This window comes from Prauserella muralis, from assembly GCF_003202285.1.
In the GTDB taxonomy this organism is placed as follows: domain Bacteria; phylum Actinomycetota; class Actinomycetes; order Mycobacteriales; family Pseudonocardiaceae; genus Prauserella_B; species Prauserella_B muralis.
Window position 1 is genome coordinate 1,506,335 of sequence record NZ_MASW01000002.1, and the last position, 19,407, is coordinate 1,525,741.

Genomic DNA, 19,407 nt, shown 5'->3' on the forward strand with positions numbered 1-19,407 from the left:
CGATGACCGAGGGCCACTACGTCGAGGCGCGGCCGGGACTGCGCCTGCACTACCACGAGGCCGGAACCGAACACTCCGAGACGGTGATCCTGCTCCACGGCGGCGGCCCCGGGGCGTCGGCGTGGAGCAACTTCTCGCGCAACATCGCCGTGTTCGGCAAGTCGTTTCGCACCCTCGCCGTCGACCAGCCCGGGTTCGGCCGCTCCGACAAGCCCACCGACCACCCGCAGTACTTCACGCACAGCGCCAACGCCATCGTGGGGCTGATGGACGCGCTGGGCATCGAGAAGGCGCACCTGGTGGGCAACTCGCTCGGCGGCGGCGCGGCGGTCCGGCTCGCGCTCGACCACCCGTCGCGCGCGGGCAGGCTCGTGCTCATGGGCCCGGGCGGGCTCAGCGTCAACGTGTTCGCGCCCGATCCCACCGAAGGTGTGAAGAACCTCGCGCGTTTCGGCGGCGCGCCGAGCAGAGAGCGGCTCGAGGCGTTCCTGCGGATCATGGTCCACGACCAGTCGCTCATCACCGACGAGCTGATCGACGAGCGGTTCGCCGCCGCGAGCACCCCGGAGGCGCTCGCCGCGATGGCGGCGATGGGCGCGTCGTTCTCCCGCCCCGAGGACTACGAGCAGGGCATGCTCTGGCGGGAGGCCCACCGGCTGCGCCAGCGGGTGCTGCTGGTGTGGGGCCGCGAGGACCGGGTGAACCCGCTCGACGGTGCCCTGCTGGCGCTCAAGACGATCCCGAGGGCGCAGCTGCACGTCTTCGGCCGCTGCGGGCACTGGGCGCAGCTGGAGAAGTTCGACGAGTTCAACCGCATCGCCATCGACTTTCTGAAGGACACGTGATGGGTATCCGTTCACTGGGCTACCTGCGCATCGAGGCCACGGACATGGCGGCGTGGCGCGAGTTCGGGCTCAAGGTGCTCGGCATGGTCGAGGGCAAGGGCGCCGATCCCGACGCCCTGTACCTGCGCATGGACGACTTCCCGGCCCGGCTGGTGATCGTGCCGGGCGAGTCGGACCGGCTGGCGCAGGCGGGCTGGGAGTCCGCCAACGCCGCCGAGCTGGACGAGGTACGGGAAAGCCTTGCCGCACACGGTGTCCCGTTCAAGGAGGGCACCGCCGAGCAGTGCGCCGACCGCGGCGTGCACGAGCTGGTCACGTTCGAGGACCCGTCCGGCAACACGCTCGAGGTCTTCCACGGCATCGCGCTGCAGCACCGCCGGGTGGTGAGCCCGTACGGGCACACGTTCGTCACCGGCGAGCAGGGGCTCGGGCACGTCGTACTGTCCACACACGACGACGAGGCCGCGCTGCGGTTCTACCGGGACGTGCTCGGCTTCCGGTTGCGCGACTCGATGCGCCTTCCGCCGCAGCTGGTGGGCAGGCCCGCCGACGGCGAGCCCGCGTGGCTGCGGTTCTTCGGCTGCAACCCGCGTCACCACAGCCTGGCGTTCCTGCCGATGCCCACCCCGAGCGGGATCGTGCACCTGATGGTGGAGGTCGAGAACACCGACGACGTGGGGCTGTGCCTGGACCGGGCGCTGCGCCGGAAGGTGCCGATGTCGGCCACCCTCGGCAGGCACGTCAACGACCTGATGCTGTCGTTCTACATGAAGACGCCGGGCGGCTTCGACGTCGAGTTCGGCTGCGAGGGCCGTCAGGTGGACGACGACACCTGGATCGCCCGCGAGAGCACGGCGGTGAGCCTGTGGGGCCACGACTTCTCCGTCGGCGCGCGATGACCACGACCACCGTGGAGCCCGCGCGGTTTCGCACGGTGCTCGGCCATTTCTGCACCGGGGTGGCCGTGATCACCGCCCGCGACGGCGACGATCCGGTGGGCTTCGCCTGCCAGTCGTTCGCGGCGCTGTCGCTGGATCCGCCGCTGGTGCTGTTCTGCCCGGCGCGGACCTCGCGCACGTGGCCGGTGATCGAGCGGGCGGGCCGGTTCGCGGTGAACGTGCTCTCCGGCGACCAGCGGGAGGTGAGTGCCACGTTCGGCGCCCGCGGCGCCGACAAGTTCGCCTCGGTGGACTGGTCGCCGGCGCCGAGCGGTGCTCCGCTGCTGGACGGCGCGCTGACGTGGATCGACTGCGCGCTGGACGCGGTGCACGAGGGGGGCGACCACTACGTCGCCGTCGGGCGGGTGACCGCGCTCGGCGAGGTGTCCGGTGACCGGCCGCTGCTGTTCTACCGGGGCCGTTACACGGTGACCGAGCCGGAGCCGGTGGGGGAGCTGTTCACCTGGCCCCGGCCCGACGACTGGTTCTGAGTCCTCGCGCTGTCGCGTGGCACCGGGCCGAGCCCAAGGTGACCGCGGGTCCAGGACGTGCACCCACGGTGCCCTTCGGCTCGCAGCCGGGCCTCGGCCGTCCGGACGCCGACGACGCCGAGGTGCGAGCGGCCGCGACGGCGGCACAGTTGGACGAGGTGATCGAGCGCCTGCCCCACGGGTGGTCGACCAACGTCGGCGAGGGTGGGGCACTGCTGTCGGGTGGCGAGCGGCAGCGGGTCTCGATCGCGCGGGCACTGTTGAAGGATGCGCCCGTCGTGCTGCTGGACGAGGTGACCTCGGCCCTGGATCCCGTGAACGAGGCGGCCGTTCACCAGGGGATCGAACGCCTGGCGTCGGGCCGGACAGTGGTGCTGGTCGCGCACCGGCTCCGGACCGTGCACACCGCCGACCAGGTCGTTCTGCTCGATGGGGGCCGGATCGTGGAGCAGGGCAGCCACGACGAGCTGCTGCGCCGGGGCGGCCGGTACGCCCGCCTCTGGCAGGCGTCGTCGGCCGAGCACGTCAGCTGAGCTTGTGCAGGCGGATGTCGGCGAAGCGGGTGAAGTCGGCGTCGAACGAGACCACCTCGGCACGGTGCTCGATCGCCAGCGCGGCGAGGTGCGCGTCGTTGACGAGGTTGCCCGCCGTTCCGGCGCCCAGCAGGCCGCGCAGGAGCGGGGCGTGGCGCCTGGTGGGCTCCACGACCACCGCGCTGGGCTGGCCCAGCCACGCGTCGACGATGTCGAAGGCGGTGCCGGGCGGCAGCGGGCGCGCGAAGATGCTCGGGTGCGTGGCGAGCCGCACGAAGGCGAGCAGCACGGTCCAGCTGAACCCGACGGTGTCGTCCCCGGAGAGCGCACCGTCGAGCCAGTCGCGGGCGACCTCGTGCTGGGGCGCGTCGCTGTTGACCGCGTACAGCAGCACGTTGGCGTCGACCAGTTTCACCGGCCGACGCCCAGTTCCCGCCGGATCTCCGCGTCCTCCAGCTCGCCGGCGACCCGCAACGCGTGATCCAGCGGCACGGTGGACCCGCCCATCGCGAAGGCCGGCGTGTGGAATCGCCGCCGGTGCGGTGTGCCGAGCGCGGCCCGCAGCGCACTGTTGACCGCTTCCTTGAACGACAGTCCCCGCTCCGCCATCGCCTTCCGGACGAGCGCTTCGACGTCGGGGTCGAGCGTGATGGTCGTCCTCATGGGTGCATCATAGCATCAACAGCCATGATGCCATGATGCACGAGCCGGCTCGGACGGACGACGAGCCGGAGGGCACCGTGGGTACACACCGAGTACCTACGGTTACGTGGGCTCGGTGGGCGCGCCGCGGGATGGGTCAGTTCCGGGCCTGGTCCGGTGACGGTTCGAGGACGACCACCGCCGTCTGGCCGGGCCGGCGCGCGGCGAAGCCGTCCAGGCCCTTGTCCAGCTCCTGCCAGCGGGCCCACAGCCGCTCCCGTTCCGCGCCGTGGGCCGCGCGTCCCCGGACGTGGCGCTGACCGTCGACCAGGGTGGCGCTGGCCTCCGGACGCGCCTGCAGGTTGAGCCACCACGCGGGCTCCGGCGCGGCCCAGCCGTTCATCGCGAGCGTCACCAGGTTGGGCCCGTCGTGGACGTAAGCCAGGATCACGCTGCGTTCCTGGCCGCTTCGGCGTCCGACGGTGGTCAGCCGCAGGGTGCCCCAGCGGTTGCCCTTGGGCGGCCAGAGCCCGCGCCGTCCGCGGGAGAGGCGATACAGCCCGCGGTGCACCTTCCACGCCAGCCGGATGAACCAGCGGGGCGGCAGCCACGGCGATCGTGTGCGCTTCTCGGACATGGGACCCCCACCGCTGTCGGTCGGCCCACGGTAGCGCCCGCCGGGCAGGAGGCAGTAGGGCCACAGGTCCCGTGAGTTCCGCGCCTGGCCACGGGTCGTTCTAGATTGGTGCCATGCCCGCGGATGCACCACAGTCGGCCGCCGACAAGACCCTGTCCGTGCTGGAGGCGCTCGCCGACCACTCGCGGATCGCCGATCTCGCGGTGGCCACCGGCCTGCCCAAGCCGACCGTGCACCGCATCCTGCAGACGCTGGTGGCGCGCGGGTTCGCCCGCTCGGACGGTCACGGCGAGTACGTGGGCGGGCCGCGCATCCTCAGCCTGGCCGGGCGCTTCCTGCAGCGGCTCGACCTGGCCGAGCGGGTGCGGCCGCTGCTGCGTGAGCTGCAGGAGGCCACCGGCTGGACCGTCCATCTGGCACTGCTGTCCGGAGACGAGGCGGTCTACGTCGCCAAGGTGGAGGGCGCCAAGCCGTACCATCTCGCCTCGCGCGTGGGCATGAGCCTGCGCCTGCACTGCACGTCGATCGGCAAGGCGATCCTCGCGACGATGCCCGACGAGGAGGTGCGCGCGCTGCTGAACCGCACGGGCCTTCCCGCGCGCACCCCGCACACGGTGACCGACCCGGACGTGCTGCTCAAGGAGCTCGCCGTGGTGCGGCGGCAGGGCTTCGCCGAGGACCACGAGGAGAACGAGGCGGGCGTGCGGGCCGTCGGCGCCGCGGTGTTCGATCACGCGGGCCAGGTCATCGGCGGCGTCTCGGCCGCCGCGCTCGTGTTCCACGAGGAGGACGCCGGGGCCCGCGGCGAGGCCGTGCTGCGAACGGCCGCGGCGGTGTCCCGCGCGCTCGGAGGCTGACCCCTTACGTCCTGTGACGGGCTTCACAAGCCCGGATGACCGTGGCATCATCGGCGGCAAGGATGGAACGCTATTCCGTGAGACAGAACGGAGACGGTTCGTGTCGCACCCGTCCGCCGACGAGCTCCGCGACCTCGCCACGCAGATCCTGACCGTGGCGGGTGCCGCTCCCGCCGACGCCGCGGCCGTCGCGGGCTCGCTCGTGCTGTCCAACCTGCTCGGTCACGACTCCCACGGTGTGCGCAGGCTGGGCCAGTACCTCGGGGAGATCCGCGACGGCCGGATCGACCCGACGGCACGGCCGAAGGCCGAGGCCACCCGCCCCGGCGCGCTGCTGGTGCACGGGCGCTGGGCGTTCGGGCAGCTCGCCGCCGCGCACGCCGTGCGGGAACTGCACACCGTCGCCACCCGGCAGGGCGCCGGCGTCGCCACCATCACCGAATGCAACCACGTCGGCAGGCTCGGCGAGTACGTCGGCGCGCTGGCCGAGGACGGGCTCGTCGGCCTGGCGTTCGGCAACGCCGACCCGACCGTCGCGCCGTTCGGCGGTGGGCGCCGCCGCCTCGGCACCAACCCGCTCGCCTGGGCCGTGCCCCGCGCCGAGGGCAGGCCACCCGTGGTGATGGACTGGGCCACCGCGGGCATCGCGGAGGGCAAGCTCGCGCTGGTCCGCGACCGGGCCGAGGCGGTGCCGCCCGGCCTCGTGCTCGACGCGCACGGCCGCGCCACCACCGACCCCGCGGCCTTCTACGGTGGCGGGGCCCTGCTGCCGTTCGGCGGCCACAAGGGCTACGGGCTGAGCCTTCTCATCGAGATCGTGGGCGGGCTGCTGTCCGGGGTGGGCATCGGCAGCATGCCGGGCTACACCGGCGGCTTCGGCACCGTGCTCGTCGCCCTCGACATCGCCGCCTTCACCGCGCCCGAGCACTTCCGCGAGCAGACCGAACGGTTCTGCGCCGAGCTCGCGGCCACCCCTCCCGCCGAGGGGCACACCGAGGTGCTGGTGCCGGGCGAGCCCGAGCAGCGCATCCACGCGCAGCGCAGCCGTGAGGGGATCCCGATCAGCAAGCACACCTGGGACGAGCTGCACCGGCTGCGCTCATACCCGTTCGACGACACAGCGAAGGAGTGACGACCTCGTGAACCGGCAACCCGTCAACGCCGACGGCGTTCCCGCCACCTCCGGCAAGGAACTGCGCCGGGTGGTGAGCGCGTCCGTCGTGGGCACCGCGCTGGAATGGTACGACTTCTTCATCTACGGCACCGCGGTCGCGCTGGTGTTCAACGACCTGTTCTTCCCGGCCTTCGACCCCGCCGTCGGAACACTCGTCGGGTTCGCCACGTTCGGGGTGGCGTTCCTGGTCCGGCCGCTGGGCGGGTTCCTCTTCGGACACCTCGGCGACCGTATCGGCAGGCGCACCACGCTGGTCATCACCACGCTCGTGATGGGACTGTCCACGGGCCTCATCGGCCTGCTGCCGACCTACGACACCCTCGGCGTCGCCGCGCCGATCCTGCTGGTGCTCATGCGCGTGTGCCAGGGCCTCGGAGCGGGAGCCGAGTTCGGTGGCGCCTCGACGCTGCTGGCCGAGCACGCCCCCGCCCACCGGCGCGGCTTCTTCACCTCGTTCGCCCAGACCGGTGTCCAGATCGGACTCCTCTCCGGAACGCTGGTGTTCCTGCTCGTCGGACTGCTGCCGGAAAGCACGCTGCTCGGCTGGGCGTGGCGCGTGCCGTTCCTGCTGAGCTTCGCGCTCATCGCCGTGTCGCTCTACGTGCGCCTGCGCGTGGCGGAGTCGCCGGTGTTCCGGGACATGTCGGCCAGACAGCACGTGGTGAAGCTGCCGATCGTGGACGCGCTGCGCCGCAACCCGCGCAACTTTCTCGTCGGCATCGGCGCGCACGTCTGCGACACCGCGGTGATCTACATCTACGCGACGTTCACCATCGCCTACATCCAGGAGACACTCGGGCTCGACCGGTGGGTCGCGCTGACCGGCGTCATCGCGTTCACCACCGTGCAGATCCTGCTGCAACCGGTGTACGGTGCGCTGTCCGACCGCATCGGCAGGCGGCCGCTCAACCTGTTCAGCGTCGTGTTCACGGCCGCGTTCGCGTTCCCGTTCTTCCTGCTGCTCGACACCCGGGAGCCGGTGCTGATCTGGCTGGCGCTCGTCGTGGCCACGGCGGGCGGCATCGCACCGATGATCGCCGTGCAGCCCGCGTTCTACTCCGAACTGTTCGGTGCCCGCGTGCGCTACACCGGGTTCGCCGCGTCGCGTGAGATCGGGGCCGCGCTCGCCGGGTTCTCGCCGATGATCGCCACCGCGCTGCTGGCCCAGGCGGGCGGGCGGCCGTGGCTCGTGGCGGGCTGGATGATCCTCACCGCGCTCGTCTCGCTGGTGGCGTTCCTGTACTCCCGCGAGTCGCGACACGTCGACATCACCCTGGCCGACGCGACGCGACCCGCGTCCCGGGCGAGGACCGGGGCCGCCGCGGAAGGCTGACGTCCTAGGGTGGGTCCATGACCCAGGATCGAGTGGCGGTGGTGACGGGTGCGGGCACCGGCATCGGCAGGGCGGTGGCGCGGGCGCTGCTGGCCGAGGGCTATCGGGTGGCGCTGGCCGGGCGGCGGGAGGAGCCGCTGGCCGACGCGGCGGACGGCTCCGGCGACGCTCTGGTGGTGCCCACGGACGTGACCGACCCCGCCGCGGTGGAGGCGCTGTTCGAGCGGGTGCGCACGGCGTGGGGCCGGGTCGACGTGCTGTTCAACAACGCGGGCACGTTCGGCCCGCCCGGCTCCGTGGACACCCTGCCGGTGGAGGACTGGCGGCGCACCGTGGACGTCAACCTCACCGGCATGTTCCTGTGTGCCCACCACGCGGTGCGGCTGATGAAGGCCCAGGATCCCCGTGGCGGGCGGATCATCAACAACGGCTCCGTCTCGGCGCACGCACCGCGGCCGCAGAGCGTCGCCTACACGGCGACCAAGCACGCCGTCACCGGGCTGACCAAGTCGATCTCGCTGGACGGCAGGGAGTTCGATATCGCCTGCGGGCAGATCGACATCGGCAACGCCGCCACCGAGATGACGGCCGGGATCGCCACCGGGGCGAAACAGGCCGACGGCAGCGTGCGTGCCGAGCCCACGTTCGACGTCGCGCACGTGGCCGAGTCGGTGCTGTACATGGCGGGCCTGCCGCTGTCGGCGAACGTGCAGTTCCTCACGATCACCGCCACGGCGATGCCCTTCATCGGCCGCGGCTAGGTAGCGCTTCGGGCGGCGCGTTCGGGCAGGGTGGCGATGGCCTGCTCCACACACGACGCCCAGGACGTGCCGTCGAGCGTGTGCGCGCCCGCGGCCCCCTGGAAGGCACTGGACACGACCAGGTCCGGCTCGAGTGCCGACAGCAGGCGCAGGCTCGCCAGCAGGGCCTCGGCGTCGCTGATGCCGGGGATGAAGCCGGCGGTCCACACGCCCTTGTCGCTGAGGAACACCGTGTCTCCGGTGAACAGGTAGCGTGCGCCGTCCGCGCCCGGGACGAGAAAACAGGTACTTCCCGGTGAATGGCCGGGCGTCGGGATCACCTCGACGCCGCGGTCGTCGACGTGGCGTTGCCTGAACAGCACCTGCGGCACGGCGAACTCGCGCACCGACTCCAGTTCCGCCTCGGAGGCGTGCAGGCGTGCGCCGAACCGCTCCGCCACCTGGGCGAGCATCGGACCCGCCTCGTCGCGATGACTGAGGTACTGGTGGGCCACGCCGCCGAGCCCGGCGAGCGCGTCGAAGTCCTCGTCGTCGCCGGGGGAGTAGAACAGCACGTTCTCCCCGGCGGGCGGCGTCCAGAGGTAGGCGTGGGTGTTCAGCCCGGGAAACGGTGAGTAGGCCTGGGTTTGCCACAGGTCGTCGCGGACACGCTCCAGCATGATGGTCGTCCTTTCTCGTCCTCGCCTGACCTTCGCGAGGCTAATAGTTCGACCATGCTGGAGGTCAATGAGACGACGACGGTGCCGGCACGGGGAAGGTGGCAGGAAGGTCGCGCGACCCGGCGCGTGAGGGGCCGTGGCGCGAGGACACCCGGCACGATCGCCTAGCCTGAGAGGATGGACGATCGCCGGGCAGAGGTGCCGCCGTTGAGCCGCGGGCTGGCAGGGTACGTACACGCGGTGGCGCGGGCGGTCGGGGTGCCTGCCGAGGCGACGTCGTTCGAGGTCAGCGACACGGCGACCGCCTACCTGGGACTGACGCGCCGGTGGATCGCCCGGCCCGGCCACGACCTGATGCTGGTGTGGAACGAACAGCACGGCTGGGCGGTGGCGGTCGAGACCGATCCCGGCGAACCTCCGCAGGTGATGGGTTACCTCGCGGGCGCGGGCGTCGTCCCCGAGCCGGACGCCGTGGCCCGCTTCGTCTCGGACGTGATCGCGGGCCGGGCCCGTGCCTCGCCCGAACCGGGCTCGGTGCTCACGGCCCGGCGGCACGAACTCGCCGAACGGCTGGCCCGGTACGTCCAGGGGGCATGAGACGGGCTACCGGCACGCCTGGGTGCCGATAGCCCGCGGGTGGTTAGCGGGTCTGATCCCCGCTCGACGGTCTGTCCCGGAGTGGGCGCCCTGTGGGCCGGTCTCGCCGTGGCGAAGCCAGCGCCGGCTGCTCAGCGGCCATGATGGCCGGTCGGGTCCATTCGCCGGGTCGGTGTCAAGCCCTTCCCGTTTGCCCGGCCGGAGAACCGGCCGGTATCACTCGCCGGAAATCCACCAGCGAACAGTGGTGCGCAAGGTTTTCTCCGGCAGCACTGACGCTACGCCACTTCCGGGCGCAGCGCATCAGTTGCGGCTCACTCGTTCCGGATGACGCCCTCGCCGCCGGCCGGGAACGGGAGGCTGTGCCGCGAACGGCGTGCGCAGCGCGGAGGGGCCACCCGCATCGTCCGCCGTGGCGAGCCGCTGGTAGTCGACCGGTTCGCCGGCGTCGGGGTGGCTGAACAGGACAGGCGCTACGGCGGTCGCGCCGTGGCCGGCGTGGGCCGGCTGCCTGGGGGTCATGGTGCTCCTGGGATTCGCCGCACCGGCGTGTGCAGGTGGCGGCAGCGCGAAGGCGCGGATCCGTCCGGGTGTTCCCGGGACGGGCTGGGAAGTGCGATCGCGGTGGGCGACAGGCGCCGGGCGGAGGCCGGCGCGCGAGGTCAAGCTGACCGCGATCGGCACGCGCTCCCGACGAGGGGCGCGTCGACGAGGCGGGGTGAGGCGGCAGAGAGCGCGCCTCACCCGGCCCGGCCTGCGGGAATCACTTCCCGCGGTGGCGGTGGTCGCCGTCGCCGACGACCACCGCGACCCTACTGACTCAGAGCGCGCGAACGCCGGTGGCCTGGGGGCCCTTGGCGCCTTGGCCGACCGCGAAGCTGACCCGCTGGCCCTCGTCGAGGGTGCGGAAGCCGCTGCCGTCGATCTCGGAGTAGTGCACGAAGACGTCGGGGCCTCCGCCGTCCTGGGCGATGAAGCCGAAGCCCTTCTCGCCGTTGAACCACTTGACGGTTCCCTCTGCCATGTGTGTCTCCTTCCAGGAGCTGGTTGACCGGGCACGCACTGTGCGGCACCGGGTCGCATACAAGAAACGGCCGGTGCTGCAGCTACTGGAAGACAAACAACACGCCCGCATCACGTTTTCCGCGAAGCGAGGCACGCACGAAAACTAGCGACTACCCATCCTAACGCGACGGCTCCGCGGGTTGTTCCCGGCCACCCCCGAAGAGGCGGCCGGGAGACGCTAGGCGAACCGGTCCGGGTGGACAAACGCCAGGTCGGTGTAGGTCGGTTCGCCGCAGGCCAGCTGCGCGATCGCCTCGCCAAGCCCGGGCGCGTGCTTGAAGGCATGGCCACTGCAGCCGCCCGCCAGGATCAGTCGCGGGTCCCCGCCGGGGCGGCCGACGAGGAACTGCTCGTCCGGCGTGCGGGTCACCAGGCACGTCGTGATCCGGCTCGGCCGCGGGTCGAGACCGGGCAGTGCCCTGCGCACCAGGTCCGACACCAGCGCGTGGTCGGCGGGGGAGATGTCGCGGTCGACGGCGTCCGGGTCGGTCTCCCGGTACGCCGGGTCGTCGCTGGGGCCGACCTTGGCGTCGAGTCCGTCGACAGCACCGTGACCCCACATCCGGGTTCCGTCGGCCAGCTGCCGGATGAAGATGGCGAGCCGTTCGAGGCCGAACGCGGCGCCGTCCGTGCCGTCCCTGGCGGCGAACCAGGTCATCGGTGTACGGATGGGGCGCAGGGGCAGCCCGGGGGCGAACGTGCCCAGCCACGGGCCCGCGGCGAGCACCGCCTGGCGGGCGGCGACGGTGCCCGAGCCGGTGTGCACGAGCACGCCGCCGCCGACCGGCTCGACGGCCGTGACCGTGGCCGGACCGGGCACGTCGGCTCCGGCGTCGGTCGCGGCGCCCACGGCGGCCCTGACCCCGGCCTCCGGGCGGACGATGCCCGCCAGCGGGTCCCACACGCCGACGTCCTCGTCCGCCAGTCCGGCGTGTTGCGGGAACCGCTCGCGCAGCTCGGCGCTGTCCATCGTGGACACGGCGAGGTCGTGTCGCCGCCCGGCCTCCAGCGAACCCGTGACCAGCGGTGAGTCCGGAGGCCCGATCATCACGCCGCCGGTGACGTCGAGCAGCGGACGCCCGGAGGAGACCTCCAGCTCCCGCCACAGCTGCAGCGAACGCTGGGCGACGGGGACCAGGCCAGGGTGCTCGCGGCAGGCGACCCGGAACAGCCGGGTGTGGCCGTGGGAGGAGCCGTGGACGTGCCCGGGGCGGTACCGGTCGAGGCCGAGCACGCGCTTGCCGCGCAGGGCCAGCCGCCACACGGCGTGGGAGCCGACCGCCCCGAGCCCGACGACGACGATGTCCGCATCGAGTTCGCGCATCTGTCCTGGCTACCCGCGGCAGGCGGGCAGCACAAGGAGCCCGCGCGAGGGATCAGAGGCGTTCCAGAATGGTGGCCGTGGACAGTGCGCCCCCCGCGCACATCGTCACCAGCGCCGTTGCCGCGTCGCGGCGTTCCAGTTCGTGCAGGGCCGTGGTGAGCAGCCGGGTGCCGGTGCTGCCGACCGGGTGGCCGAGGGCGATCGCGCCGCCGTTGACGTTGACCCGCTCGGGGTCCGGGTCGTGGACGCGCTGCCAGGACAGCACCACCGACGCGAAGGCCTCGTTGACCTCGAACAGGTCCACGTCGCCCGTCTTCATCCCGGCTCGCTCCAGCACCCGGCGGGTGGCCTGCACCGGGCCGTCGAGGTGGTAGTAGGGCTCGGCGCCGACGAGGGCCTGCGCGACGATCCGCGCCCGGGGCCTCAGTCCCGTGGCCCGTGCGCGGTCGGCGTCCATCACCAGCACCGCCGAGGCGCCGTCGGAGATCTGCGAGGACGTGCCCGCCGTGTGCAAGCCACCGTCCAACACCGGCTTGAGCGCCGCCAGCGCCTCCGGGCTCGTCTCCCGCAGGCCCTGGTCACGGCTGACGAGGCGGGTCTCGCCGGTCGGCGTGCCGTCGTCGCCGAGCACCGGGGCCTTGACCGGCAGGACCTCACGGTCGAACCGGCCCTCGGCCCACGCCGTCGCGGCCTTGCGCTGCGAGGCGAGGCCGAACGCGTCGACGTCGGCCCTGCTCAGCCCGCGCCGGGCCGCGATGCGCTCGGCGGCGCCGTACTGGTCGGGCATGTTGATCGACCACGATTCCGGCCTGCGGGATCCCGCGTCGCTGCCGATGTTGGCGCCCAGCGGAACCCTGGTCATGGCCTCGACGCCGCAGGCGAGGCCCGTGTCGATGGCGCCCGCGGCGATCAGGCCCGCCACGAGGTGGGTCGCCTGCTGCGCGGAGCCGCACTGCGAGTCGATGGTGGTCGCGCCGCAGTCCTCGGGAAGGCCCGCGTGCAACCAGGCGGTGCGGGTGATGTTGCCCGCCTGCTCGCCCGCCTGCGTGACGCACCCGCCGATCGCCTGCTCGACCAGCGCGGGGTCGATCCCGGCCCGCTCCAGCAGGCCGCGCTGCGCGGCGCCGAGCAGTTCGGCCGCGTGCAGGCCGGAGAGCCAGCCCCGGCGCTTGCCGATGGGGGTGCGGACGGCTTCGACGATGACGGGATGTCCCACGCTGCGCTCCTCGGTTCGCTGCTGAGTCAAAAGTAGAACAAGTTCTTATCCAGGACAAGGGTGGCCGAGGTCAACCGCCATCTGGTTACCGACAGCACCGACCTGCTCTACCAGCGGCTTCAAGATCCCAATCGATAAAGTAAACGGCATTCACTAAACGTCTTCCCTCAGTTAACACCGTGTGCTTCAATCAGGTTCTAGAACCTGTTCCACGACACGGCTGTCGGAGGTCCGGCGCATGAGCTCGTCGCTGCTGCCCACTGGTTTCGACTTCACCGATCCCGATCTGTACGCGACCCGGCTGCCGCTGGAGGAGTTCGCGCTGCTGCGCAAGACCGCACCCGTGTGGTGGAACGCCCAGCCGTACAACAAGGCGGGCTTTCGCGACGAGGGCTTCTGGGTCGTCACGCGCCTGGACGACGTCAAGACCGTCTCCAAGGACAGCGAGCTGTTCTCGTCCCGGGAGAAGACGGCGATCATCCGCTTCGACGAGACCATGGACGACCAGGGCATGGAGGCCAACCGGCTGGTCCTGCTCAACATGGACGCACCGCAGCACACCAAGCTGCGCCGCATCGTGTCGAAGGGCTTCACACCGCGCGCGATCGCCAGGCTGGAGGACACGCTGCGCGACCGCGCACAGCAGATCGTGCACACGGCGAAGAAGAAGGGCTCCGGTGACTTCGTCGCCGACGTGGCCTGCGAGCTGCCGCTGCAGGCGATCGCCGAGCTGATCGGCATTCCGCAGCAGGATCGGCTCAAGATCTTCGACTGGTCCAACCAGATGATCGGCTACGACGACCCCGAGTACGACGTCGAGCCGATCGCCGCCTCCGCCGAGCTGGTCGGCTACGCGTGGAACATGGCCGAGGACCGGCGCAAGTGCCCGATGGACGACATCGTCACCAAGCTCATTCAGGCCGATGTGGACGGTGAGTCGCTGACGTCCGACGAGTTCGGCTTCTTCGTGATCCTGCTCGCCGTGGCGGGCAACGAGACGACGCGCAACGCCATCACCCACGGCATGAAGGCCTTCCTCGACCACCCCGACCAGTGGGAGCTGTTCAAGGAGAAGCGGCCCAAGACCGCACCCGACGAGATCGTGCGCTGGGCCACGCCCGTGGTGGCCTTCCAGCGCACCGCGACGGCCGACACCGAGCTGGGCGGGCAGCACATCCGCAAGGGTGACCGCGTCGGCATGTTCTACAGCTCGGCCAACTTCGACCCCGAGGTGTTCGACGAGCCCGGCAAGTTCGACATCCTGCGCGAGGACAACCCGCACGTCGGCTTCGGCGGCACCGGGTCCCACTACTGCATCGGCGCCAACCTCGCGCGCCTGGAGATCGACCTGATCTTCAACGCCATCGCCGACGAGATGCCGAACATCCGCGAGCTCGCGCCGCCCGACCGCCTGCGCTCCGGCTGGCTCAACGGCATCAAGCACTACCGGGTGGCCTACGAGTAACCAACTGTCCCCGGCAAAGCTCCCCAATGCGGCATTCGCTCCACTGGATGGAGCGAATGCCGCATTCGCTCCACTCAACGTAACCAATGCCGCATTCGGGAGCTTTGCGCACGCACACGCACCGAAGCCGCCTCGGGTGCGCCCGAGACGGCTTCGGTGGTGTTCGGTTACGGCTTGGCCGCGCCGGCTCCGGGTACGACCCGGCCCGTAGCGCCGGCCTTGCGGTGACCGGCGGAGGCCATGCCCAGCCAGGTGTGCGGGTTGCGTTCCCAGCACCAGCCGAGCTTGGGTGCGTGCTGGCTGATCCAGATGGCCGGGACGCGGCGGTCGCCAGAGCGAGAGCCGCCGAGAGAGAAGCACTTGTTCTTGACCAGGCTCTCCGGGTAATGGGTGATCATCGCGATCCCCTCCTCGATCGTGAGGAGGCTTCGGCCCCTCGCGGCGATCGTGTCCATGGCGTCGTTGGGTATGGCCCCGCAGAACTCCTCGCCGCGTTCGATCTCGAAGAGCAGGTAAACCCGGTCGTCCGGGAGATCGGTCTGCTCGGTGGCGACGAATCGCTCGAGTGCGCCAGGTTCGAAGGAGCGGTCGACGAAGCCGGGCTTGGTCTTGTTGTGCAGGGTGGTGTGCTGCATCATCTGCTCGATCGGGACGACCTGCCGGGTGACCACGATCAGGAACGGCAGCAGGCCCGTGCCCGGGTCGTCGCCGTCGTTCCCGGCGCCGGCGGCAAGCTCGCGCAGAGGTGCGACCAGGTCGGTGAACTGTTCTGAGGTCAGACCGGCCATCGTCGGGTAGTCCCGTTCGACCAGATTCTGGACCTGCCGGTCGAACTCGGCACCCGGGTCATCGGCAATGGGTGGCATGGTGTCCTCTCAACGGTTCGGTGCTGGCAGGGCAGGACGATCGTTGCGCGGGCACGGGCGTGCCGGCGCGGCCGGCGGTTACTCCAGTCCGTGCTCGGCGGCGATGCCGGCGATGTCGCCCGGCGTGCCCGCCATGATGGTGCGGGCGTGCTCGGTGATGAGCTCGGTGGGCCAGTCCCACCAGGCAGCACGCTGGAGCAGGGCGACGTCGGCGTCGGTGAACCGCTGCCGGATCGGACGGGCCGGGTTGCCGCCGACGATCGCGTAGGGCGGTACGTCCGTGGTGACCATTGCCCCCGCCGCGATGATGGCGCCGTCGCCGATGCGCACGCCGGGCATCACGGTCGCTCCGTAGCCGAACCAGACGTCGTTGCCGACGACGGTGTCGCCGCGGCTGGGCATGCCGGTCACGAGGTCGAGAGTCCGCTGGGCCCACTCGCCGCCGAACATGGTGAACGGGAAGGTGGACACGCCCATCGTCGGGTGGTCGGCGCCGGCCATCAGGAACCGGGTCCCGGTGGCGATGGCGCAGAACTTGCCGATGACGAGCCGTTCCGGCCCGTAGGCGTAGAGCACGTTGCGGTGCTCGAACTCGGTCGCGCCGTCCGGGTCGTCGTAGTAGGTGTAGTCGCCGACGACGATCGTCGGTGAGCTGACGAGCGGTTTGAGGAACACCACCCGTTCGTGGGCAGGCAGCGGATGGCAGGTCATGGGATCAGGTGTCAACGCGTGGCTCCTGGCGAAGGGATGGGTGGCAACGGGTCGAGGAAGCCGTAGACGCGGCGCAGGCGAGCCTGCTCGGTGACCATGACGGCCAGCCCAGCGATCACCGCAGGACCGCCGGCCGGCGCCAGCTCCCAGGTGAGGCGCGCCACATGGTGGTGGCAATCGACGGCACCGGCCTGCCGGTACACCAGGCCGGGGAACTGCCGCTGAGCCGTGGCCACCACGTCATCGATCGCACCGCGGCCCTCAGCGGTCACGATGGGGTCGACGTAGCGAGCTTCGTCTGCCCACAGCTCGTCGACGAGCGCCCGGCGCCTGACCGGGTCGGGCTCGTTCCAGCTCGCCAGGTACCGCCTGGCCAGCTTGTCGATGTCGGACATGTCGGTCTCCTTCGTCCGCTGCGCTTCGGTGATCACGCTAGGGCCGGGAACGGGGTGCGGAATCTGTCACGTCCCGGTAGTTCGGGCCGGGACGGCCTGCCGGCTTCAGTACTGTCGCCTCGTGTTGCACGGACGGATTGCGGAGACATCGGTCATCGACCGGATGCTGGCGGACTGCCGGGCCGGCCGCAGCGGGAGCCTGTTCATCACCGGCGAGCCGGGTATCGGCAAGACCGCGTTGCTGGAGTACGCGGCGTCGGCGGCCGCTGGGCTGCGGGTCGTGCGCAGCACCGGGATCGAATCCGAGGCACACCTGCCCTTCGCCGGGTTGCATCTGTTGCTGCGACCCGCGCTCGACCGGACCGGCGCGCTGCCCGCGCCGCAGGCGCGTGCCGTGCGCGGCGTCTTCGGCCTTGCCCCGGCCGAACCGGGTGACCGCATGCTCGTCGGCCTCGCCGTGCTCTCGCTGCTCGCCGAGTTCGCCGACGGCGGGGCCGTGCTGTGCCTCGTCGACGACGCCCAGTGGCTGGACCGCGCTTCGGCCGAGGCCCTGCTGTTCGCCGCGCGCCGGCTCGACGCCGAGGGCATCGCGTTGATCATCGCCGCCCGGCCCGGCTTCGCCGCACCCGGGCTGACCCAGCTGTCGCTGACCGGGCTCGACGCATCCTCCGCCGCGGGGCTGCTGGCCGAGCACGCCGCCACGCTGTCGCCCGCCGACCGGTACCGGGTGCTGGCCGAGGCACAGGGCAACCCACTCGCCCTGCTGGAGCTACCGGCCGCTCTCGCCGCCGACCGGTCGGTCACCACCGGTCATGCGATGCCCATGACCGACACGGTCCAAGCGGCGTTTCTCCACCAGGTGCGGCGGCTACCCGAGCCGACCCAGCAGCTGCTGCTGGTCGCGGCCGCCGAGGACACCGGTGACCGCGACGTCATCCTGCGCGCGGCTGCCCCGCTCGGCTGCGAGCCGTCGGATCTGGTGCCCGCGGAGGCGGCCGGTCTCGTCCGGCTGGACGACGACACCGTGCGCTTCCGGCATCCGCTCGTACGGTCGGCCGTCTACCACGCGGCACCGGTCAGCCTCCGCTTCGTGGTGCATACGGCGCTCGCCGGGGCCCTCGACCGGCCCGAGGACGCCGATCGGCGCGCCTGGCACCACGCCGTCGTGGCCACCGGCCCGGACGAGGCGGTAGCCGCGGAACTGGAGCGCACCGCCCAGCGGGCCGCCGCACGCAGCGGGTACGCCGCCGCGGGCGCGGCCTACGAACGGGCCGCCGTGCTGACGAGGTCGCGGCCGGATCGGGCGCGCCGGCTCGTGCTGGCTGCCGAAGCGGCCGCCGAGGAGGGCGACCTCGAACGCATGGTGGAGCTCGCCCATCGCGGCGCCGCGAGCACCGATGACCCGGCACTGGCGATCCGCACCATCCGGGTTCGCGCCGCCGCGGCGTTTCACCAGGGCTCGCTCAGCACGGCGCGCGAGTTGCTGACCGAGGCGGCCGCGCTCGCCCAGGCCAGTGACCCGGCGCTGGCCGCTCACATGCTGCTCGACGCGGTGCACGCCGCCTGGTACCTGGGGGAGGCCGAGATCGCGGACACCGCCGAGCGGCTGGACGCGCTGCCGCTTCCGGCCGGCGACCCGCTCACCGACGTCGCCCGCCTGCTGACCTGGGTCGTGCGGTCCGCGATCGGACGCGGCGACGGCGACAGGGAGATCCTCGCGCAACGGATCGCAGCGGCCGGCCGGAGCGGGTTCGGCGGCCCGCACGACACGATCCTGGTCGGAGCCACGAGCCTGCAGGCCGCAGGACAGGACACCGACGCACATCAGGTGGCAGCCAAGCTCCTCGCGCAGTGCCGCGACCAGGGATGGATCGGCCGGACTCCGCCGGTGCTGGCGTGCGTCGCCAGGGCGTCGACCTTCCTCGGCCGGCACACCGACGCCTGGGACGAGGCCACCGAGGCGCTGCAGATCGCGCGTGAGTTCGGACACCGGCAATGGGTCGCCGAAACCAGCGGCGTGCTGGCCTACCTGGCCGCGGTGTCGGGTGACGAGCACGGCTGCCGTGCTTTCGCCGACGACGCGCTCGGCGCGCCGGAACCCGGCGCACCCGCACCCGGCCTGGCCTGGGCACAGTGGGCACTGGCCCTGCTCGACCTCGGCCACGCGCGGTGGGAGTCCGCCCTGACCCAGCTTGCCGCCCTGCACACCGGACCCGTGCGGCATCAGCTTCCCGGCCTGCGCAGCGTCCCCGACCTGGTCGAGGCAGCGGTGCGGCTGGGCCGCCCTGCCGAGGCCCGTGAGGCACTCGCCTGGTTCACCGACTGGGCGCACCACGCCGGCCAGCAGTGGATCGACGCGGACGTCCAACGCTGCCGGGCGTTGCTCGCGCCGGAAACGGAAGCCGCGGAGCTGTACCAGGCGGCGTTGCGGCTGCATCCCGATGGGCGCGAGTTCGAACGCGCGCGCACCGCCCTGCTCTACGGCGAGTGGCTGCGCCGTATGCGCCGCAAGTCCGAGGCAAGGATCCAGCTCCGCGACGCGTTCGAGACATTCCGGAGACACGGTGCCACGCCGTGGGCGGAACGAGCGCGCGCCGAGCTCGACGCGACCGGTGAGGTCGTGCGGAAGCCCGGCGCCGTGGGCGGAGCGCTGGCCGCGCTCACCCCGCAGGAGCGCAAGATCGTCCGGCTGGCCGCACGCGGACTGTCCAATCGGGACATCGCTGCGCAGCTGTTTCTCAGCCCTCGCACCGTGGGATACCACCTCTACAAGGCATTCCCCAAGCTTGGTGTCACGGCGCGGACCGAACTCGCCGCCGTCGAGCTCGCGGATGCCTCCCCATGACCTCCGCCGATCCGCGCGTCGCGCTCGTGCTGGGTGGTTCGCTGCCCGGCGAT

At 71.6% G+C, this 19,407-nt stretch carries 22 protein-coding genes; 11 read left to right on the forward strand and 11 right to left on the reverse strand.

Annotated features, from left to right (window positions below; all coding sequences use genetic code 11):
- Positions 1-2: 2 nt before the first annotated feature.
- The 4 genes from hsaD to BAY60_RS18305 all read left to right on the forward strand — a co-directional run bounded on the left by hsaD (position 3) and on the right by BAY60_RS18305 (position 2,807).
- Positions 3-845 (forward strand): 4,5:9,10-diseco-3-hydroxy-5,9,17-trioxoandrosta-1(10),2-diene-4-oate hydrolase, encoded by an 843-nt coding sequence (hsaD, locus tag BAY60_RS18290; RefSeq protein WP_112282104.1) that lies wholly within the window; start codon positions 3-5, stop codon positions 843-845.
- The gene (gene hsaC / locus BAY60_RS18295; RefSeq protein WP_112282105.1) at positions 845-1,744 is read left to right on the forward strand and encodes an iron-dependent extradiol dioxygenase HsaC; all 900 of its coding nucleotides are present in this window, start codon (positions 845-847) and stop codon (positions 1,742-1,744) included. Before hsaD ends, hsaC begins: the two co-directional genes overlap by 1 nt.
- Positions 1,741-2,274 (forward strand): 3-hydroxy-9,10-secoandrosta-1,3,5(10)-triene-9,17-dione monooxygenase reductase subunit, encoded by a 534-nt coding sequence (gene hsaB / locus BAY60_RS18300; RefSeq protein WP_112282106.1) that lies wholly within the window; start codon positions 1,741-1,743, stop codon positions 2,272-2,274. The genes hsaC and hsaB overlap by 4 nt, the downstream gene beginning before the upstream one ends.
- A gap of 68 nt (positions 2,275-2,342) precedes the next feature.
- Positions 2,343-2,807, forward strand: a complete 465-nt coding sequence (locus BAY60_RS18305) for an ATP-binding cassette domain-containing protein (protein ID WP_245992598.1) — start codon at positions 2,343-2,345, stop codon at positions 2,805-2,807.
- On the opposite strand, the gene BAY60_RS18310 is transcribed toward BAY60_RS18305, so the two are convergent.
- The 3 genes from BAY60_RS18310 to BAY60_RS18320 form a co-directional block, all read right to left on the reverse strand.
- On the reverse strand, positions 2,800-3,222 hold the full coding sequence (locus BAY60_RS18310) for a type II toxin-antitoxin system VapC family toxin (RefSeq protein WP_112282107.1): 423 nt from the start codon (positions 3,220-3,222) through the stop codon (positions 2,800-2,802). The genes BAY60_RS18305 and BAY60_RS18310 overlap by 8 nt on opposite strands.
- Entirely contained in the window at positions 3,219-3,470 is a 252-nt protein-coding gene (locus tag BAY60_RS18315; protein WP_112282108.1) for an antitoxin, read from the reverse strand. Before BAY60_RS18315 ends, BAY60_RS18310 begins: the two co-directional genes overlap by 4 nt.
- Positions 3,471-3,606: 136 nt before the next feature.
- Positions 3,607-4,086, reverse strand: coding sequence for a nitroreductase/quinone reductase family protein (locus BAY60_RS18320; RefSeq protein ID WP_112282109.1), 480 nt, complete (start codon positions 4,084-4,086; stop codon positions 3,607-3,609).
- A gap of 113 nt (positions 4,087-4,199) precedes the next feature.
- On the opposite strand from BAY60_RS18320, the gene BAY60_RS18325 reads away from it, so the two are divergent.
- The 4 genes from BAY60_RS18325 to BAY60_RS18340 all read left to right on the forward strand — a co-directional run bounded on the left by BAY60_RS18325 (position 4,200) and on the right by BAY60_RS18340 (position 8,211).
- The gene (locus BAY60_RS18325; protein WP_112282110.1) at positions 4,200-4,943 is read left to right on the forward strand and encodes an IclR family transcriptional regulator; all 744 of its coding nucleotides are present in this window, start codon (positions 4,200-4,202) and stop codon (positions 4,941-4,943) included.
- 100 nt (positions 4,944-5,043) lie between these two features.
- The gene (locus tag BAY60_RS18330) at positions 5,044-6,075 is read left to right on the forward strand and encodes an Ldh family oxidoreductase (RefSeq protein WP_170160445.1); all 1,032 of its coding nucleotides are present in this window, start codon (positions 5,044-5,046) and stop codon (positions 6,073-6,075) included.
- Between the two features lie 7 nt (positions 6,076-6,082).
- Positions 6,083-7,450, forward strand: coding sequence for an MFS transporter (locus BAY60_RS18335; protein WP_112282112.1), 1,368 nt, complete (start codon positions 6,083-6,085; stop codon positions 7,448-7,450).
- 17 nt (positions 7,451-7,467) lie between these two features.
- Entirely contained in the window at positions 7,468-8,211 is a 744-nt protein-coding gene (locus BAY60_RS18340) for an SDR family oxidoreductase (protein WP_112282113.1), read from the forward strand.
- On the opposite strand, the gene BAY60_RS18345 is transcribed toward BAY60_RS18340, so the two are convergent.
- Positions 8,208-8,870, reverse strand: coding sequence for an MBL fold metallo-hydrolase (locus BAY60_RS18345; protein ID WP_112282114.1), 663 nt, complete (start codon positions 8,868-8,870; stop codon positions 8,208-8,210). The two genes, BAY60_RS18340 and BAY60_RS18345, sit on opposite strands and share 4 nt — an antisense overlap.
- A 177-nt stretch (positions 8,871-9,047) precedes the next feature.
- Here BAY60_RS18345 and BAY60_RS18350 point away from each other — a divergent pair, with 177 nt between their 5' ends.
- The gene (locus BAY60_RS18350) at positions 9,048-9,467 is read left to right on the forward strand and encodes a DUF6292 family protein (protein WP_112282115.1); all 420 of its coding nucleotides are present in this window, start codon (positions 9,048-9,050) and stop codon (positions 9,465-9,467) included.
- A gap of 303 nt (positions 9,468-9,770) precedes the next feature.
- Here BAY60_RS18350 and BAY60_RS18355 read toward each other — a convergent pair whose 3' ends face one another.
- From BAY60_RS18355 to BAY60_RS18370, 4 genes are all read right to left on the reverse strand, one after another.
- The gene (locus tag BAY60_RS18355; RefSeq protein ID WP_112282116.1) at positions 9,771-9,989 is read right to left on the reverse strand and encodes a hypothetical protein; all 219 of its coding nucleotides are present in this window, start codon (positions 9,987-9,989) and stop codon (positions 9,771-9,773) included.
- 298 nt (positions 9,990-10,287) lie between these two features.
- A complete protein-coding gene (locus BAY60_RS18360) occupies positions 10,288-10,491 on the reverse strand; it encodes a cold-shock protein (RefSeq protein ID WP_112282117.1) in 204 nt (67 codons plus the stop codon).
- 219 nt (positions 10,492-10,710) lie between these two features.
- Positions 10,711-11,856: an N-methyl-L-tryptophan oxidase gene (gene solA / locus BAY60_RS18365; RefSeq protein WP_112282118.1), complete on the reverse strand. Its 1,146-nt coding sequence runs from the start codon at positions 11,854-11,856 to the stop codon at positions 10,711-10,713.
- Between the two features lie 52 nt (positions 11,857-11,908).
- Entirely contained in the window at positions 11,909-13,072 is a 1,164-nt protein-coding gene (locus tag BAY60_RS18370) for a steroid 3-ketoacyl-CoA thiolase (RefSeq protein WP_112282119.1), read from the reverse strand.
- A 238-nt stretch (positions 13,073-13,310) separates the two neighbouring features.
- Between BAY60_RS18370 and BAY60_RS18375 the strand changes: the two genes are divergently transcribed.
- Positions 13,311-14,537 carry a cytochrome P450 gene (locus tag BAY60_RS18375; protein ID WP_112282120.1) on the forward strand — a complete coding sequence of 409 codons (1,227 nt, stop codon included), beginning with the start codon at positions 13,311-13,313 and terminating at the stop codon, positions 14,535-14,537.
- Positions 14,538-14,704: 167 nt separating this feature from the next.
- On the opposite strand, the gene BAY60_RS18380 is transcribed toward BAY60_RS18375, so the two are convergent.
- The 3 genes from BAY60_RS18380 to BAY60_RS18390 all read right to left on the reverse strand — a co-directional run bounded on the left by BAY60_RS18380 (position 14,705) and on the right by BAY60_RS18390 (position 16,509).
- Complete coding sequence (locus tag BAY60_RS18380) at positions 14,705-15,403, reverse strand: DUF5701 family protein (protein ID WP_112282121.1); 699 nt, start codon at positions 15,401-15,403, stop codon at positions 14,705-14,707.
- A 78-nt stretch (positions 15,404-15,481) separates the two neighbouring features.
- On the reverse strand, positions 15,482-16,114 hold the full coding sequence (locus BAY60_RS18385; RefSeq protein WP_425466477.1) for a CatB-related O-acetyltransferase: 633 nt from the start codon (positions 16,112-16,114) through the stop codon (positions 15,482-15,484).
- Positions 16,115-16,125: 11 nt separating this feature from the next.
- The gene (locus BAY60_RS18390) at positions 16,126-16,509 is read right to left on the reverse strand and encodes a nuclear transport factor 2 family protein (RefSeq protein WP_112282123.1); all 384 of its coding nucleotides are present in this window, start codon (positions 16,507-16,509) and stop codon (positions 16,126-16,128) included.
- A gap of 121 nt (positions 16,510-16,630) precedes the next feature.
- Between BAY60_RS18390 and BAY60_RS18395 the strand changes: the two genes are divergently transcribed.
- Complete coding sequence (locus BAY60_RS18395) at positions 16,631-19,354, forward strand: helix-turn-helix transcriptional regulator (RefSeq protein ID WP_245992600.1); 2,724 nt, start codon at positions 16,631-16,633, stop codon at positions 19,352-19,354.
- Positions 19,355-19,407 lie beyond the last annotated feature (53 nt).